Origin of the sequence: Streptomyces sp. NPDC001914, assembly GCF_042891215.1 — a bacterium.
Lineage (GTDB): Bacteria > Actinomycetota > Actinomycetes > Streptomycetales > Streptomycetaceae > Streptomyces.
In genome coordinates, this window is record NZ_JBIASW010000005.1 from 484,079 (window position 1) to 502,171 (window position 18,093).

Annotated in this window: 12 protein-coding genes; 11 read left to right on the forward strand and 1 reads right to left on the reverse strand. The window is 71.3% G+C overall.

Annotated elements, in window-relative coordinates:
* Nucleotides 1-124: 124 nt before the first annotated feature.
* The 3 genes from ACFYYF_RS17745 to ACFYYF_RS17755 are packed head-to-tail and all read left to right on the forward strand — an operon-like array spanning nt 125 to nt 1,273.
* Entirely contained in the window at nt 125-310 is a 186-nt protein-coding gene (locus tag ACFYYF_RS17745) for a DUF4244 domain-containing protein (protein ID WP_388776550.1), read from the forward strand.
* Entirely contained in the window at nt 297-719 is a 423-nt protein-coding gene (locus tag ACFYYF_RS17750) for a TadE family type IV pilus minor pilin (protein WP_388776553.1), read from the forward strand. Before ACFYYF_RS17745 ends, ACFYYF_RS17750 begins: the two co-directional genes overlap by 14 nt.
* The gene (locus tag ACFYYF_RS17755) at nt 716-1,273 is read left to right on the forward strand and encodes an Rv3654c family TadE-like protein (RefSeq protein ID WP_388776555.1); all 558 of its coding nucleotides are present in this window, start codon (nt 716-718) and stop codon (nt 1,271-1,273) included. The genes ACFYYF_RS17750 and ACFYYF_RS17755 overlap by 4 nt, the downstream gene beginning before the upstream one ends.
* 172 nt (nt 1,274-1,445) lie before the next feature.
* On the opposite strand, the gene ACFYYF_RS17760 is transcribed toward ACFYYF_RS17755, so the two are convergent.
* A complete protein-coding gene (locus tag ACFYYF_RS17760) occupies nt 1,446-3,935 on the reverse strand; it encodes a DEAD/DEAH box helicase (RefSeq protein WP_388776557.1) in 2,490 nt (829 codons plus the stop codon).
* A gap of 80 nt (nt 3,936-4,015) precedes the next feature.
* Between ACFYYF_RS17760 and bldG the strand changes: the two genes are divergently transcribed.
* From bldG to tmk, 8 genes are all read left to right on the forward strand, one after another.
* A complete protein-coding gene (gene bldG / locus ACFYYF_RS17765) occupies nt 4,016-4,369 on the forward strand; it encodes an anti-sigma factor antagonist BldG (protein ID WP_037625427.1) in 354 nt (117 codons plus the stop codon).
* Nucleotides 4,370-4,469: 100 nt separating this feature from the next.
* Nucleotides 4,470-4,907, forward strand: a complete 438-nt coding sequence (locus ACFYYF_RS17770) for an ATP-binding protein (RefSeq protein ID WP_388776560.1) — start codon at nt 4,470-4,472, stop codon at nt 4,905-4,907.
* A gap of 342 nt (nt 4,908-5,249) precedes the next feature.
* Entirely contained in the window at nt 5,250-7,658 is a 2,409-nt protein-coding gene (locus ACFYYF_RS17775; protein WP_388776562.1) for a sodium-translocating pyrophosphatase, read from the forward strand.
* Nucleotides 7,659-7,889: 231 nt separating this feature from the next.
* Entirely contained in the window at nt 7,890-8,486 is a 597-nt protein-coding gene (locus ACFYYF_RS17780; RefSeq protein ID WP_361684865.1) for a small secreted protein, read from the forward strand.
* A 278-nt stretch (nt 8,487-8,764) separates the two neighbouring features.
* A complete protein-coding gene (locus tag ACFYYF_RS17785; protein WP_388776565.1) occupies nt 8,765-10,294 on the forward strand; it encodes a methyltransferase in 1,530 nt (509 codons plus the stop codon).
* Nucleotides 10,295-10,997: 703 nt separating this feature from the next.
* Nucleotides 10,998-11,195: a hypothetical protein gene (locus tag ACFYYF_RS17790; RefSeq protein ID WP_388776568.1), complete on the forward strand. Its 198-nt coding sequence runs from the start codon at nt 10,998-11,000 to the stop codon at nt 11,193-11,195.
* Between the two features lie 249 nt (nt 11,196-11,444).
* A complete protein-coding gene (gene topA / locus ACFYYF_RS17795) occupies nt 11,445-14,258 on the forward strand; it encodes a type I DNA topoisomerase (RefSeq protein ID WP_388776571.1) in 2,814 nt (937 codons plus the stop codon).
* Nucleotides 14,259-14,421: 163 nt separating this feature from the next.
* Nucleotides 14,422-17,829 (forward strand): dTMP kinase, encoded by a 3,408-nt coding sequence (gene tmk, locus ACFYYF_RS17800; protein ID WP_388776573.1) that lies wholly within the window; start codon nt 14,422-14,424, stop codon nt 17,827-17,829.
* Nucleotides 17,830-18,093: the final 264 nt, after the last annotated feature.

The window sequence follows — 18,093 nt, forward strand, 5'->3', positions numbered from 1 at the left end:
TCTCAAGGAGGTTGGAATGAGCGGGATGGTGCGGGTTTCCGGACTGGCGCGAGGACAGGGACGCGGACGGGGACGAGGTCAGGGGCGGCAACAGGGGTCGGTGCAAAGGGGCAGGCGTGCACGGATGCGGGCCTGGTTGTCCGCATCCGTCGCGGCCCGGCGGGACGCGGGGATGGTCACCTCCGAGTACGCGGTGGGTGTCATCGCGGCGGTGGCCTTCGCGGCCGCGCTCTACAAGGTGGTGACGAGCGGGCAGGTCGGCGAGGAACTGCAGGGAATCGTGGGGCGGGCGCTCAATGTCCAGATGTGAACGCCGCAGGGAACAGGCCAAGTTGAGGGCAGGGCCGGCCACGCGCCGGGACGGCGGATTCGTCACCGCCGAGGCCGCCGTGGTCCTGCCCTCTCTGGTGCTCGTCGGCATGGGCCTCGTCTGGGCCCTGCTCGCCGCGTCCGCGCAGATCCAGTGCGTGGACGCGGCGAGGGCGGGCGCCCGGTCGGCGGCACGCCAGGACCCGGCGGAGGCGGTGCTGGAGACGGCCCGTCGCGCGGCCCCGCCCGGTGCGAGCGTCACGGTGGGCCGGGAGGGGGACCTGGTCAGAGTCACCGTCGGCGCGCGGACACCTGGTCCGGCCGCTCTGTCCCTGGAGCTGAAGGACGAGGCGGTCGCGCTGGCGGAGGAGACGGTGGGGGACACGGCCGTGGAGACGGAGGGGAGATGAGGAGCCGGGTTCACCGGCTGAGTCGGCCATGGGTGTGGCCGCCCGCCGGGAAAGGGCTTCGTGGGCGGTGGCGTGCGACCTCCGACAGGTGGCGTTCGCCCTCCGACGGGTGGCGTGCGAGCTCCGACCGAGGGGCGGCGACGGTGTGGACGGTGGGCATGGTCGCCGTGCTCTGTGCCGTTTTCGGGGCGGTGCTGGCGATGGGCCAGGCCGTCGTGGTGCGGCACCGGGCGGCAGGAGCCGCGGACCTGGCGGCCCTCGCCGCGGCGGATCACTGGAGCGAGGGTGGCACGGCGGCCTGTGCCCGCGCGGACCGCGTGGCCCGAGCACAGAGCGCGCGGCTCGTGCGGTGCGAGGTCGATGGCCAGATCTCGGAGGTGACGGCGTCCTCCGGAACGGGGCCGATCACCGCCGAGGTCAGATCGAGGGCGGGGCCCGCGGGGTCAGCGAAGTCCGCAGGGCTTCCAGGACCTCCAGGGCTTCCGGGATCTGCGAGACCCACGGATCATCCAAAGCTTCGTTCAGGACCAGCGGGGCCCGCGGGGTCCATATGACCGTCGCGCATCCGCGTGCGCACCCGGCACTCACCCGTTCGGCCTATCCGGACCCGACTTTCATCCGGCCGGCCGCCGGACCTCACTCATCCGGGGCATCCAGCGCCGACGGCCCGCCCGGGCCATTCCCCGCCCGGGCCACTCCCCACCCGGCCGCTACCGACCCGGCGCCTCACGAAACCGGCACCTTTGGATCTGGTACCTCCGGGCCCGGCTCCGGTGCCGCCCGCAGGAGTTCCGTGAGCAGTCGTACGGCGCCTCGCTTGTGGAGAGGTTCGTTGCCGTTCCCGCATTTGGGGGACTGGATGCAGGAAGGGCAGCCGGCGTCGCACTCGCACGAGGCGATGGCCTGGCGGGTGGCCGTGAGCCAGGAGCGGGCGGTCTGGAAGGCGCGCTCGGCGAATCCGGCGCCGCCCGGGTGCCCGTCGTAGACGAAGACAGTGGGCAGGAGCGTGTCCGGGTGGAGCGGGACGGAGACGCCGCCGATGTCCCAGCGGTCGCAGGTGGCGAACAGCGGCAGCATGCCGATCGAGGCGTGCTCGGCGGCGTGCAGGGTGCCGCCGAGGATCTCCGGGTTGATCCGGGCCGCGTCGAGCTGGTCCTCGGTGACCGTCCACCAGACGGCACGGGTGCGGAGCGTACGGGGAGGGAGGTCGAGCTTGGTCTCGCCGAGCACTTCGCCGGTGATGACACGTCGGCGCAGGAAGGAGACGACCTGGTTGGTGACTTCCACGGAGCCGTAGCACAACCGGCCCTCGCCCCAGGGGACTTCGACGTCCGTCTCGAGGACGGCGATGGTGGTCGTGTCGCGCGCGACGGTCGAGTAGGGCGGGCTGGCCTCCTCGACCAGGGCGACGGAGTCCTCCAGGTCCAGCTTGCGCACCAGGTACGTACGGCCCTGGTGCAGATGGACCGCGCCTTCGTGGACCGCCGTGTGCGCGGCGCCCTCGTCGACGGTGCCGAGCAGGCGGCCGGTGCCGGCCTCGACGACCTGCACGGGGCTGCCGCCGCCCCCGCGGATGTCGGTCAGGTCGACGGCGCGCTCCCGGCGCGTCCAGTGCCAGGCCGAGGTCCGGCGGCGCAGCAGTTTCGCGGCCTCAAGCTGCGGCAGCAGTCCGGCGGCGGCGGGGCCGAAGAGGTCCAGGTCCTCGTCCGTGAGCGGGATCTCGGAGGCGGCGGCGCACAGGTGGGGGGCCAGGACGTACGGGTTGTCCGGGTCGAGGACGGTGGATTCCACCGGTTGGTCGAACAGGGCTTCGGGGTGGTGGACGAGGAAGGTGTCCAGCGGGTCGTCGCGGGCGACCAGGATCGCCAGCGCGCCTTCTCCGGAGCGGCCCGCGCGGCCGGCCTGCTGCCAGAGGGAGGCACGGGTGCCGGGGTAGCCGGAGATGACGACGGCGTCGAGGCCGGAGATGTCGACGCCGAGTTCGAGGGCGGTGGTGGCGGCGAGGCCGAGGAGTTCTCCGGAGTGCAGCGCGCTCTCCAGGGCACGGCGTTCCTCGGGGAGGTAGCCGCCGCGGTAGGCGGCGACGCGCCGGGCCAGCGAGCGGTCGACCTCGGCGAGGCGTTCCTGGGCGATCAGCGCGATCAGCTCGGCGCCACGCCGGGACCGTACGAAGGAGATCGAGCGCATGCCCTGGACGGTGAGGTCGGTCAGGAGGTCGGCCGTCTCGGCGGTGGCGGTACGCCGGACGGGTGCACCTTTCTCGCCGTGCAGTTCGGTGAGCGGGGGCTCCCACAGGGCGAACACGAGTTCCCCTCGCGGGGAGGCGTCGTCGGCGACCTCGACGACGGGCAGGCCGGTCAGGCGGCGCGCCGCGACCGAGGGTTCGGCGGCGGTGGCGGAGGCCAGCAGGAAGACGGGGGAGGCGCCGTAGCGGGCGCAGAGGCGGCGCAGACGGCGCAGTACCTGGGCGACGTGGGAGCCGAACACGCCGCGGTAGGTGTGGCACTCGTCGATCACGACGTAGCGCAGGGCGCGCAGGAAGGATGACCAGCGGGGGTGGGAGGGCAATATCCCGCGGTGCAGCATGTCGGGGTTGGTCAGGACGTAGTTCGCGTACTGGCGCACCCACTCGCGTTCCTCGAAGGGGGTGTCGCCGTCGTACACGGCCGGGCGTACGGCGTTGCCCAGCGGTTGTGAAAGTTCCTTCACCGAGCGGCGCTGGTCGGCCGCCAGGGCCTTGGTGGGGGCGAGGTAGAGGGCGGTGGCACCCCTGCCGTTCGGGGCCTCGGATCCCTCCAGGAGGGCCGTCAGGACGGGGGCGAGGTAGGCCAGGGACTTGCCGGAGGCGGTGCCGGTGGCGACGATCACCGACTCGCCGTCCAGGGCGTGCTCGGCGACGCGCGCCTGGTGGGCCCAGGGGTGTTCGATGCCCGCCGCCTGCACCGCGGCGATGACCTCCGAACGGATCCGGTCGGGCCAGACGGCATGGCGACCCGCCCGCGGGGGCAAGTGCTCCGTATGAGTGATGCGCGAAGCCCGGCTCGGCCCCGAGGCGAGCCGGTCCAGGACGGTGCTCGGCGACGGGCGGGAAGCGGTGTCCGCCGAGGATCGATCGGATCGGTGATTCTTGGCCATCGGCATCGAGTGTGTCACTGGCGTGACGGACAATGGGCCCAAGGCGTCGTGCACGCCTGCCGGTAAGTGATTGAATGCCATCGCGGCTGGCGAACCGTCCCGGGGGCTCTGCCGAGGTGTCCCATGGGGCGACCGCTCGATAGCAAGGTGCTGGAGGATCCGTGGACCTGTCCCTGTCGACTCGCAATGTGTCTGGCCCTAACGGCGACCGTACGGTCGTCGAGGTCGGCGGCGAAATCGATGTATATACCGCGCCCAAGCTGCGAGAGCAGCTGGTCGAGCTGGTGAACGACGGTAGCTTCCACCTCGTCGTCGACATGGAGGGCGTGGACTTCCTCGACTCCACCGGTCTCGGCGTGCTGGTGGGCGGCCTGAAGCGCGTCCGGGCCCATGAGGGCTCGCTGCGTCTGGTCTGCAACCAGGAGCGCATTCTGAAGATCTTCCGTATTACCGGTCTCACCAAGGTGTTCCCGATCCACACCTCGGTGGACGAGGCGGTCAACGCGACCGACTGACGACCGGTCTCCCGGGTCGTGGGCCCGGCATCGCACACAGCGGGGACCGGGCCCACGGCCCGGCCCCCGGACAGCACGCCCGTAGTTCAGAGGGGGATGCATGGCCACCGTTGAACTCCGCTTCAGCGCGCTGCCCGAGCACGTCAGGACCGCCCGACTGGTGGCGGCAGCGGTGGCGCGCAGGGCCGGAGTGGACGAGGCCGTCCTCGACGAGGTCAGGCTCGCCGTCGGTGAGGCCTGTACTCGTGCCGTCGGGCTGCACCAGAGCGGCGGTATCGCGGCGCCGGTGCACGTGACGCTGATCGAGGAGGAGAAGCAGTTCTCCATCGAGGTCGGCGACGAGGCGCCGGGTTCGGTGCCCGGAGGGGCGGCGTCCGGCGCCGCCTCGAACGGCTCGGACGCGGATGCCGAGGAGGACGAGATGGGCCTCGCGGTCATCAGCGGCCTCGTCGACGACGTGGAAGTCATCGCCGGAGAGCACGGCGGACTGATCAGGATGAGCTGGCCCACCACGCCGCCGGCCGTGGCTCTTTCCTGACAGCTGCCCCTCTTTTTGTCCCGAAGGGCCCCACCCGGTGGGGCCCTTCGGCATGTCCGGGAACATGCTCCGGTCCTTTGGGTGATCGCGCACTCCGGTGATCGTGTACTCCGGTCATCGCGTACGGCGTTTCGTGAATTGATTCACGATCAACCGCGTGATAATTGGATCAAGCGTCAACGCTTCTGGGGCATTACTGCATTTGGGTCCGTGGACGCCTGTCGATCATTTGCTGAAGGGCAAGTGAAGGCTAATTCCGCTTACCGCGCACTGTTTTGATCAGGTTCCGGTACCTAGAATCCGTCCACATCTTGAGCTCAGCCCAAGCGTCAAGGAGGACGAATGGCGGGGCTTTCTACCCCTCATCAGTTTGACCACCCCACAACCTTCGCAGCCGCGGTTCTGACGGACGACAACCGCCTCATCGTGACGGTCGTCGCGGTCGTGGCCGTGGCAGCGCTCGTGGTCGCCGGAATCCTGGTGCGCCAGGTTCTCGCGGCCGGCGAGGGCACCGACAGCATGAAGAAGATCGCGACGGCGATCCAGGAAGGCGCGAACGCCTACCTGGGACGTCAGATGCGCACGCTCGGCGTATTCGCCGTCGTGGTGTTCTTCCTGCTCATGCTGCTTCCCGCGGACGACTGGAATCAGCGCGCCGGACGGTCGATCTTCTTCTTGATCGGCGCGGCGTTCTCGGCGACCACCGGCTATATCGGTATGTGGCTCGCCGTACGGAGCAATGTCCGCGTGGCCGCCGCGGCAAGGGAAGCGACCCCGGCGGAGGGTGAGCCGGAAAAGGATCTCACCGCCGTCTCGCACAAAGCCATGAAGATCGCTTTCCGCACCGGTGGCGTCGTCGGCATGTTCACGGTGGGGCTCGGTCTGCTGGGCGCCTCCTGTGTGGTGCTCGTGTACGCGGCCGACGCGCCGAAGGTCCTGGAGGGCTTCGGTCTCGGCGCGGCACTGATCGCCATGTTCATGCGTGTCGGCGGCGGCATCTTCACCAAGGCGGCCGACGTCGGGGCCGACCTGGTCGGCAAGGTCGAGCAGGGCATCCCGGAGGACGACCCGCGCAATGCCGCGACGATCGCCGACAACGTGGGCGACAACGTGGGCGACTGCGCCGGTATGGCCGCCGACCTCTTCGAGTCGTACGCCGTCACGCTCGTCGCCGCGCTGATCCTCGGCAAGGTGGCGTTCGGCGACTCCGGGCTCGCGTTCCCGCTCATCGTGCCCGCGATCGGCGTACTCACCGCGATGATCGGCATCTTCGCGGTGGCGCCCCGGCGCTCCGACCGCAGCGGCATGTCGGCGATCAACCGCGGTTTCTTCATCTCCGCGGTGATCTCGCTCGTGCTGGTCGCCCTCGCCGTCTACATCTACCTTCCGGGGACCTACGCCGAACTGGACGGGGTCACGGACGCGGCGATCAAGGCCAAGGGCGGTGACCCGCGGGTCCTCGCCGTCATCGCCGTCGCGATCGGCATCGTGCTGGCCGCGCTCATCCAGCAGTTGACCGGCTACTTCACCGAGACCAGCCGCCGTCCCGTCCGGGACATCGGCAAGAGTTCACTCACCGGCGCGGCCACCGTCGTCCTCGCCGGCATCTCCATCGGTCTCGAATCGGCCGTCTACACCGCCCTGTTGATCGGCCTCGGCGTGTACGGGGCGTTCCTGCTGGGCGGTACGTCGATCATGCTGGCGCTGTTCGCCGTGGCGCTCGCCGGAACGGGCCTGCTCACCACGGTCGGTGTCATCGTCGCGATGGACACCTTCGGTCCCGTCTCCGACAACGCGCAGGGCATCGCCGAGATGTCCGGCGACGTCGAGGGCGCGGGCGCGCAGGTGCTCACCGACCTGGACGCCGTCGGCAACACCACCAAAGCCATCACCAAGGGCATCGCCATCGCCACCGCCGTCCTCGCGGCCTCGGCCCTCTTCGGCTCGTACCGTGACGCGATCACCACGGCCGCGAGCGACGTGGGCGAGAAGGTCTCGGGCGCGGGCGCGCCGATGAACCTGATGATGGACATCTCACAGCCCAACAACCTGGTGGGTCTCATCGCGGGTGCCGCGGTCGTCTTCCTCTTCTCGGGGCTGGCGATCAACGCGGTGTCGCGGTCCGCCGGAGCGGTGGTCTACGAGGTGCGGCGGCAGTTCCGTGACCACCCGGGGATCATGGACTACTCCGAGAAGCCCGAGTACGGAAAAGTCGTCGACATCTGCACCAAGGACGCGCTGCGCGAGCTCGCGACACCGGGCCTGCTCGCGGTGCTCACACCGATCGCGATCGGGTTCACGCTCGGCGTCGGCGCGCTCGGTTCGTTCCTCGCGGGTGCCATCGGCACCGGCACGCTGATGGCGGTCTTCCTCGCCAACTCCGGTGGCGCGTGGGACAACGCGAAGAAGCTCGTCGAGGACGGCCACCACGGCGGCAAGGGCAGCGAGGCCCACGAGGCGACGGTGATCGGTGACACCGTCGGTGACCCGTTCAAGGACACGGCGGGCCCCGCGATCAACCCGCTGCTGAAGGTCATGAACCTGGTGTCTCTGCTGATCGCCCCGGCGATCGTCAAGTTCTCGTACGGCGACGACAAGAGCGTCGGCGTACGGGTGTTCATCGCCATCCTCGCGCTCATCGTGATCGTGGGCGCCGTGTACGTCTCCAAGCGGCGCGGGATCGCCATGGGCGACGAAGAGGAGGGCGACGAAGGGGTCGCCAAGTCGGCCGATCCGGCGGTGGTTTCGTAGCGCACCGGTTCCGCTCCCCGGTCCGGAACGTCATTTCGTGCCGGACCGGGGAGCGGGCCAACGGGCGGGCGCGCGGCGCGTGTTGACGTGCCGCGCGCCCGCCCTGCGCATGTTCACATTGCCGTCGTGAGCCTTCTCTCGCTTGGTGCAAATGGCTTCAATAGGTGTCATAGCGGGCATTCGCCATGTGGGTGTCGCCCACATGGCGTGTATGTTCCGGGGCCGAGAGCCATGGAAGGGACCAAACCGGTGAACAAGAAGCTCGCGGCCGCACTGTCCGGCGGTGCGGTACTGGTGCTCGCGCTGTCGGGATGCGGCAGCAGCGGCGACAGCGGCAACGACAAGTTGAACTCCTGGGCCAAGCAGGTCTGCGACGCGGTGAAGCCGCAGGCGCAGAAGATCGAGGAAGCGAACGCCGCGATCCAGAAGCAGACCTCGGACAACAGCACGCCGGAAGCCGTCCAGAAGACCGACGCCCAGGCCTTCCAGGACATGTCCGACGCCTACAAGGCGATCGGCACCGCCGTCGACAACGCGGGACCGCCGGACGTCGAGAACGGCAAGACGAAGCAGACCAACGCGGTCAAGGAGCTCAACGACATCTCCGCCTCGTACGCCAGCCTGAAGACCCAGGTCGCCAAGCTCGACACCAAGGACCAGGCCAAGTTCGCCGAGGGCCTCAAGGGCATCGCGACCCAGCTCGGCAAGCTGAGCCAGAGCGGGAGCGACGCCCTGAAGAAGCTGGAGGAGGGCGACGTGGGCCAGGCGATGGCGCAGCAGGAGAGCTGCAAGTCGGCGTCCGGATCCCCTGCGGCGGCCAACGGCTGAGATCGACCGGCGGGAGCGTAGGACGGCAGGGGCCGAGAGCCCGGCACGCAGGTGTGCCGGGCTCTCGGCCCCGCTGCGCGTGGCGGCTCGCTGTCCGTCGGCGCGCCGGCGGCCGTCGACGGGCGAGCTGCAGTCCACGGGCGGGCGGCCGCGGTCGACAGCCGAGCGCTTGCCGGCGGGCGAGCCACGTCCACAGATGAGCCTCTGTCCACAGGCGGAGAGGTCCGTGGGCGGGCTCTGTCCACAGGTGTGGGTGCCCGTGGGCGATAGCGGACACAATGGGAGGCGTGAGTCACACCAGCCTGTCACCACTGCCCTCGTCCGATCGCACCGACATCGCCGCCCGGCTGCGGAGCGCGCTCCTCGACGCCTCCTTCACCGCGGACGGTCTCCTCGACCTGCTCGGCGCCCCCGCGTACGCGGCGCTGGCACGCAGCGAGACCGTGCCCGCGCTCCGGGCGACCCGCGGGGACACACCTCTGGAGACGCTCGTCCGGCTGTTCCTGCTGCAGCAGCCCGTGCCGTACGCCCGCGTGGCGGACGTGCTGCCCGTCGAGGACGCGCTGGAAAGCGGCTGGCTGACCCGGACGGGCGGGGACGAGGTCGCCGCGAGCGTCGACATCCGGCCCTATGGCGGACCCGACGACGAGGACTGGTTCATCGTGTCCGACCTCGGATGCGCCGTCGGGGGCGCGGGAGGCATCGGCAGCCGGGACGAAGGGGTCGTCCTGGGGGTGGGGGGCGCCTCCACGACCCTCGCCGGCATCACCGTGCGCCGGCCCGTGGACTCCGCGCTCGATCTCGGCACCGGCTCCGGGATCCAGGCCCTGCACGTCGCGCAGCACGCCACACGCGTGACGGCGACCGACCTGAACCCCCGTGCCCTGCACATCACCGCGCTCACCCTCGCGCTCTCCGGCGCACCGGCCGCCGATCTGCGCCAGGGCTCCCTCTTCGAGCCGGTCCGCGCCGACGAGACGTACGACCTGATCGTCTCGAACCCGCCCTTCGTGATCTCGCCGGGCGCCCGGCTGACGTACCGCGACGGCGGAATGGGCGGGGACGACCTGTGCCGCACGCTCGTTCAGGAGGCGGGGGACCGGCTGAACGACGGGGGGTACGCCCAGTTCCTGGCCAACTGGCAGCACGTGGAGGGCGAGGACTGGCAGGACCGGCTGCGTTCCTGGGTGCCGCGCGGCTGCGACGCGTGGATCGTGCAGCGCGAGGTGCAGGACGTCACGCAGTACGCGGAGCTGTGGCTGCGCGACTCGGGTGACCACCGGGCCGACCCGGCCGACTACCAGGCGCGGTACGACGCGTGGCTCGACGAGTTCGAGGCCCGCAAGGTGAAGGCCGTCGGCTTCGGGTGGATCACCCTGCGCAGGACGGCGGCGGCCGAGCCGTCGATCGTCGTGGAGGAGTGGCCGCACTCCGTCGAGCAACCGCTCGGCGACGCCGTACGTGAGCACTTCGACCGGGTCGACTATCTGAGACGGCACGACGACGCGGGTCTGCTCGCCGGTCACTTCAGACTCGTGGCGGAGGTCGTGCAGGAGCAGGTCGGGCTGCCAGGAGCCGAGGACCCGGAGCATGTGGTGCTGCGTCAGCACCGGGGAATGCGCCGGGCCACCAAGGTGGACACGGTCGGCGCGGGCTTCGCCGGCGTGTGCGACGGCACACTGAGCGCCGGGCGGATCCTCGACGCCATCGCCCAACTGGTCGGCGAGGATCCGGTGTTGCTGCGGGACCGGACACCCGCGCAGATCCGCCTGCTGGTCGAGCAGGGATTCCTGGAGCCGGTCGAGTAGGGGACACCGGGTCGGCCGCCGGACCGTATGCGGGCAGCTCGGGCAGCTCGGGCAGCTCGGGCAGCTCGGGCAGCTCGGGCAGCTCGGGCAGCTCGGGCGGTTCGGGCGCGGCGGGTGGGGCCGCGAGCTGCCGGGTGTCCGTTCCCTCGCCCGCTCCACCGGGAGGGGAATCCGGCCAACCTCCTGCCGCCCGCGGCGGTACCCAAGCCGTCGCCTGCGGTTACCCGGAGTATTCGTGCTGCCTGCAAGGGGACGGCTCCGGTGGACTCGATGGCCGATGGGAATGGCCGGTCTGCATGACGGAAATGGATAGGCGGACGGACCGGGGAGACCCCCTGCGGCGACGGACTTCGGCGACGGTCTTTGGCCACGGGAAAGGCCCCGCCGAACAGGGCGAGACAGAAAGGGACCGGTCGCGGGGGGAGAGCTCCGCCGCGGTTGCGGGGCGATCCCGGAGCGGAAGGGAGCCTGGCGGAGCCCCGCCGGCAGGGCGGGAGGGGGACGGGAACGACGGATTCGCCACAGTCGGGAGTGCGGGAGGCCGCGACGGTGGACGCAGGACTGCGGGGTGGACCGCGCCGTCGGGCGGGCTGCGAGGGGCCCATGGGGCGCCGGTTGCCCGGCGTTCACCGTGGGTTCGTACGCCGGCTGCCGGGGCGTGTCAGCCTCCCGAGCCTGAGCACCCGGGTGAAGGGACAGAGCGATGGAAAGCAGTCCGGCGATCTTCGCGGGGATGGTGTTCGCCCTGTTCGGAGGCGGAATCCTGGCCTGGACGGTGGTCCGGGTGCGGCAGGGCGAGCCGGTCGCCCACGGTGTGAACCGCGTCGCATCGGTGACCCTCGCGAGTGTCGCCGGAAGCGGGGCGCTGGCACTCGGGGTGTGGTGCTTCACGCGCCTGTGAGACCGCGCGCGAGCACGGTGACTCCGGTAACTGGGAAGTTACCCTCCGGATAGGCCCGGAACAGCAGGTCGACACTCCGGGCGGCAGGAATGGCGGTAGTCGGGTTACCGTTCGAGTGGCCGTTGCGGGCTTTTCCCGTTTGACACGGGGGCGGGATGTACCGTCACACTCCGCAGCGTCAGCATGACCCGATCCCCCGGGAGGCAAGTCCCCGGGGAGATTCCGCGTCGACCGGAGAGAAGAGCGAAGTTGTCCCCGACCAGCGACACCGCACACGGCGGCCGCCGACTCGTCATCGTCGAGTCGCCTGCCAAGGCGAAGACGATCAAGGGCTACCTCGGCCCCGGCTATGTCGTCGAAGCGAGCGTCGGGCACATCCGCGACCTCCCCAACGGCGCCGCGGAGGTGCCGGAGAAGTACACCGGCGAGGTCCGCCGCCTCGGTGTGGACGTCGAACACGACTTCCAGCCGATCTATGTGGTCAACGCCGACAAGAAGGCCCAGGTCAAGAAGCTCAAGGACCTGCTGAAGGATTCCGACGAGCTCTTCCTCGCCACCGATGAGGACCGCGAGGGCGAGGCCATCGCGTGGCACCTCCTGGAGGTCCTGAAGCCCAAGGTTCCCGTCCACCGGATGGTCTTCCACGAGATCACCAAGGACGCGATCCGCAGCGCCGTCGCCAACCCGCGCGAGCTGAACAAGCGCATGGTCGACGCGCAGGAGACCCGCCGCATCCTCGACCGTCTCTACGGCTACGAGGTCTCGCCGGTCCTGTGGAAGAAGGTCATGCCGCGCCTGTCGGCGGGCCGTGTCCAGTCCGTGGCGACCCGGCTCGTCGTCGAGCGGGAGCGCGAGCGCATCGCCTTCCGTTCCGCCGAGTACTGGGACCTGACCGGCACCTTCGGCACCGGCCGCACCGGTGACGCGAGCGACCCGTCGAACCTCGTCGCCCGACTGACCTCGGTCGACGGCAAGCGAGTCGCCCAGGGCCGCGACTTCGACTCGCTCGGCCAGATCAAGGGCGCGAACACGCTCCACCTGGACGAGACGAACGCCCGCGCGCTCGCCGCCGCCCTGGCGGACACGAACTTCGCCGTCCGCTCGGTCGAGTCCAAGCCCTACCGCCGCTCGCCGTACGCGCCGTTCCGTACGACGACGCTCCAGCAGGAGGCCTCGCGCAAGCTCGGCTTCGGCGCGAAGGCGACCATGCAGGTGGCGCAGAAGCTGTACGAGAACGGCTTCATCACCTATATGCGTACGGACTCCACGACCCTGTCGGACACGGCCGTCACGGCCGCCCGCGCCCAGGTCACCCAGCTCTACGGTGCCGACTACCTGCCGGCGCAGCCGCGTACGTACGCCGGAAAGGTCAAGAACGCCCAGGAGGCGCACGAGGCGATCCGCCCCTCGGGTGATCGTTTCCGCACCCCCGCCGAGACGGGACTGACCGGCGACCAGTTCAGGCTGTACGAGCTGATCTGGAAGCGCACCGTCGCCTCCCAGATGAAGGACGCGGTCGGCAACTCCGTCACGGTGAAGATCGCCGGCACGTCCGCCGACGGCCGGGATGCCGAGTTCAGCGCGTCCGGCAAGACGATCACCTTCCACGGCTTCCTGAAGGCGTACGTCGAGGGCGCGGACGACCCGAACGCCGAGCTCGACGACCGTGAGCGCCGCCTTCCGCAGGTCGGTGAGGGCGACCCGCTGTCCGTCGAGGAGATCACGGTCGACGGCCACGCCACCAAGCCGCCGGCCCGCTACACCGAGGCCTCCCTGGTCAAGGAGCTCGAAGAGCGCGAGATCGGCCGCCCGTCGACGTACGCGTCGATCATCGGCACGATCCTCGACCGCGGCTACGTCTTCAAGAAGGGGACGGCCCTGGTGCCCTCCTTCCTGTCGTTCGCCGTGGTCAACCTCCTGGAGAAGCACTTCGGGCGGCTCGTCGACTACGACTTCACCGCCAAGATGGAGGACGACCTCGACCGCATCGCCCGCGGCGAGGCGCAGGCCGTGCCGTGGCTCAAGCGCTTCTACTTCGGCGAGGGCGACGCGACCGGCGCCGCCGACGCCGGCAACGGCGACGGCGACCACCTGGGCGGCCTCAAGGAGCTCGTCACCGACCTGGGCGCCATCGACGCCCGCGAGGTGTCCTCGTTCCCGGTGGGCAACGACATCGTGCTGCGCGTCGGCCGCTACGGCCCGTACGTCGAGCGCGGGGAGAAGGACGCCGAGAACCACCAGCGCGCCGACGTCCCCGAGGACCTGGCCCCGGACGAGCTGACGGTCGAACTCGCCGAGGAACTGCTCGCCAAGCCGAGCGGTGACTTCGAGCTCGGCGCCGACCCGCAGACGGGTCACCAGATCATCGCCAGGGACGGCCGCTACGGCCCGTACGTCACCGAGGTGCTCCCCGAGGGCACCCCGAAGACGGGCAAGAACGCCGTCAAGCCGCGTACCGCCTCGCTCTTCAAGTCGATGGCGCTCGACACGGTGACCCTGGAGGACGCGCTCAAGCTGATGTCGCTGCCGCGCGTCGTCGGCACGGACGCCGAAGGCGTGGAGATCACCGCGCAGAACGGGCGCTACGGTCCGTACCTGAAGAAGGGCACGGACTCGCGGTCGCTCACAGCCGAGGACCAGCTCTTCACCATCACGCTGGAAGAGGCGCTGGAGATCTACTCCCAGCCCAAGCAGCGGGGCCGCGCGGCCGCCAAGCCGCCGCTCAAGGAGCTGGGCACCGACCCGGTCAGCGAGAAGCCGGTGGTGGTCAAGGACGGCCGCTTCGGCCCGTACGTCACCGACGGCGAGACCAACGCGACCCTGCGCTCCGGCGACAGCGTCGAGGACATCACGCCGGAGCGGGGCTACGAACTGCTCGCCGAGAAGCGCGCCAAGGGCCCGGCCAAGAAGACCGCGAAGAAGACGGCGGCCAAGAAGGCGCCCGCCAAGAAGGCCCCGGCCAAGAAGACCGTCGCCAAGAAGACGACTGCTTCGAAGACGGCCGCCAAGAAGGCGCCGGCGAAGAAGACCGCGGCGAAGAAGACGACGGCCTCGGAAGGCTGAGTCACCTGCCGGACCCGCAGGACCTGCCGGACCCGTCGGACCTGCCAGTCCCGGTTCCGGTTGCGTGACGGAGAAGCGGACGCTCCTACACCATTTCGTGTAGGGGCGTCCGTATGTTCGGGCAGCGCCTCGGGGAGTCAGTGGGTCCGGATAGGCTTGCAGGATGACGCGAGCCGAGCAGCCAACGGCCCACAACTGGGCCCCCGACGAAGCCCTGGTCGCGGATTCGCGCGAGCGTGCCGTCCGCGCACTGCTGCGGCAACCGCAGTTGAAGCGGTTGTGGAGCGCACACCTCGTGGGAGGTGTCGCGGACGTACTGTCCCTGCTTGTCCTGGTCATACTCGCGCTCCAGGCGGCGATCTCCGTGGGCTCCTTCGGCGGCGGCGCCCGCGGGGCCGCCCTCGCCGTGGCGGCCGTCTTCGGGGCCCGCGTCCTCGCGACCCTGCTCTTCGGAGCCGTGCTCCTCGGGCCCCTGACGTCGCTCACCTCCCCCGAGGGACCCCTCGACCGGCGCTGGACGATGCTCGTGGCCGACGGCCTGCGGGCCGCGCTCCTCATCGTCGCGCCCCTGTTCATCGACTGGACCCCGGACAACGCGCTCGCCGTGCTCCTGGTCATCGTCTTCGTGTCGGGAGTCGCCGAGCGGTTCTGGACGGTGTGCCGGGAGAGCGCGGCGCCCGCGCTGCTGCCCGCGCCGCCGCTTGAGGGCGCCACCGTGCGCCCGCTGCCGGACCACATGGACGCGCTGCGCCGGCTGTCCCTGCGCACCGCGTTCGTCGCGGTGCCGCTCGCGGCCCTCGCCCTGGTCGCCGTCTCCCTCGTCAGCAACCTGCTGGGCGCCGGGATCGACTGGTTCCACCTGCACCAGGTGGCGCTCGCCTCGTACGTGGCGGCCGGACTGTTCGCGGCCTCCCTCTCGGTGATCACCTTCCTCGAACTGCCCGACGCGCGCACCCCGCGCGCGCGGTCGCCGCTCGAAGGGCTGCGCCGCCCGAAGTCGGCCACCGGCGGCGACAAGGGCCGTACGGGCGCGATCCCGTACCTGGTGCCGGCCTGCGCCGCCGTCGCCGGGGCGATCTCGGCCGCCGTCGCCGTCGCCGTGCTGGACGCCATCGACCTGGGCGGCGGACCGGTGACGTACGGACTGCTGGTGCTGGCGCTGACCGGCGGCGTCGTCGCCGGTATCCGCACGGCCCCCTCCCTGCTCCCGTCGCTGTCGCGGCGCCGGCTGCTCGCGCTCGCGATCGCCTTCACCGGGATCACGCTGCTGGCCGCCGGCCTCGTCCCGGACGTCACCACCGTGCTGCTGATCCTCGCCTTCGCCGGCGTGGGCGCGGGCGTCGCCGCCAACACCGGGCACGCCCTGCTCGACCAGGAGACCGAGGACTACCGGCGGGCCCGCACGACCGAGCACCTGCACGCGGTCGTACGGGTCTTCGTGGCGGTCGGCGCGATCGTGGCGCCGCTGGTCGCGGCGGCGATCGGCCCGCACCGTCTGGAGAGCGGCAAGTTCGTCTTCGCGCACGGCGGCGCCGCCTTCACCCTGATGCTGGTCGGCGCGCTCCTGCTGCCGGTCGCGGCCCTGGTGCTCGCCAAGGTCGACGACCGTTCCGGCGTGCCGCTGCGCAAGGACCTGCTGGACGCGCTGCGCGGCGGCGACGACCCCGCGCAGGTGCCCGCCACGAGCGGCTTCTTCATCGCACTGGAGGGCGGCGACGGGGCCGGCAAGTCCACCCAGGCACAGGCCCTCGCCGACTGGATCCGGGCCAAGGGCCACGAGGTCGTCGTGACCCGTGAACCGGGCGCCACGCCGGTCGGCAAGCGGCTGCGTTCGATCCTCCTGGACGTGTCGTCCGCGGGTCTCTCGCACCGCGCGGAGGCCCTGCTGTACGCCGCCGACCGCGCGGAGCACGTCGACACGGTCGTCCGTCCCGCGCTGGAGCGGGGCGCCATCGTCATCTCCGACCGCTACATCGACTCCTCCGTGGCCTACCAGGGCGCGGGCCGCGACCTGTCCCCCACGGAGATCGCCCGCATCAACCGCTGGGCGACGGACGGGCTCGTACCGCATCTGACCGTGCTGCTGGACGTGTCGCCGGAAGCCGCCCGCGAGCGGTTCACCGAGGCGCCCGACCGGCTGGAGTCGGAGCCGCTCGAGTTCCACGCGCGCGTGAGGTCCGGTTTCCTGACGCTCGCCGCCGCCGACCCGGGCCGCTACCTGGTCGTCGACGCCGCGCAGGAGCCCGAGGCCGTCACCACCGTCGTACGGCACCGGCTCGACGTGATGCTGCCCCTCTCCGAGGCCGAGGTGAAGGCCCAGGAGGAGGCGCGCAGGGCGGCCGAGGAGGAAGCTCGGCGCAAGGCCGAGGAAGAGGCCGCCCGCAAGGCCGAGGAGGAGCGCCTGGAGCGTGAGCGCCAGGCGCAGCTCGCGAAGCTGCGCGCCGAGGAGGAGGAGCGCAAGCAGCGCGAGCTCGAGGAGGCCCAGCGGCGCGAGGCCGAGCGCCAGGCGGAGGAGGCCCGGCAGCGCGCCGAGGAGGCCCGCCGCCGTGCCGAGGAGGAGCGGGTCCGCCTTCTCGCCGAGGAAGAGGCACGCGCCGCGGAGCAGGAGCGGGCGCGCAGGCAGGCCGAGGAGGAGGCGCGGCTGCGCGCCGAGGCCGAGGAACGCCGTCTGGAGAAGCAGCGGAAGGCCGAGGAGGCGCTGCTGCGGGCCGAGGAGGCCCGGCGGATCGCCGCGGAGGCCGCCGCCGCTTCGGCGGCCGCGGCAGCTTCGGCCGAGGCAGCGGTGTCGGGTGCCGGGGCGTCCCCGAAGCCCGACGGCCCGACGGGTTCGGGGACCGGGGCGGGCAAGGGATCCGAGGCCGCGGGGGCCCCGACGCGCTCGGCGGCCGCCTCGCCGTCCGCCGCTCCCGCCGCCTCGAAGCCCTCGTGGCCCGCGGCGCCTTCCAGGGGTGGGGCGTCGCCCAAGCCCGTGGCGCCCTCCGTGCCGGACAACGAGTCGACCGTGCCCACGCCGGTCGTCACCGACCCACGGGGGGTCGACGAGACCGCCGTGCTTCCGCCCGTACGACCGGACGCGCGCCGCGCGGGCAAGCGTCTGGGATCGCGCGCCGACGTCGAGGACACGGCCACGCTGCCCAAGCCGCCGGTTCCGGGCGGGTCTGCGGACGAGACGGCGGTGCTGCCGCCCGTCTCCCCGGGTCCGGGTCCGGCCGACGAGACGGCCGTCCTTCCTCCGGTACGGGACAGGGCCGCGGGGAGCAGCGGTGCGGGGAGCAGGTCCGAGGGGCCGTCCGCGGACCCCGCGGACCGGATGCCCCGGGGCTTCTTCCGCGACGAGCGGCCGGCGGGCGGGCCCGAGGGTCCCTCCGACCGCACGCGGGAGCTGCCCCAGGTGGACGAGACGGGCACCCCGCGCCGCAGGCCCCGCCCGGACTGGGCCGAGGAGACCCCGCTCGACGACCTCCCGACCCTGGCGGACGAACTGCTGGGCCCGCGCGACGAGCGCGACGAAGAGGACGACTGGGACGAGGGTCCCGGCCGAGGGCGCGGCCGGGGTGGGCGGCGCCGCTAGTCCGGCCGTCGGCCGGGGCTCGTGCCCGAGGGCGGGCACGTGGGTTCCGGTCGACGGCGGGTTCGTCCTGCGCCTGGGTCCTTGCGCCGGGCCCTTGTTCCGAGCCTTCTGTCGGGGTGGGCGGCGCCGCTGATCCGGCCTTCTGCCGGGGTGGGTGGTGCTGCTGGTCCGGCCTTCTGCCGGGGTGGGTGGTGCTGCTGGTCCGGCCTTCTGCCGGGGTGGGTGGTGCTGCTGGTCCGGCCTTCTGCCGCTGCTGGTTCTGCC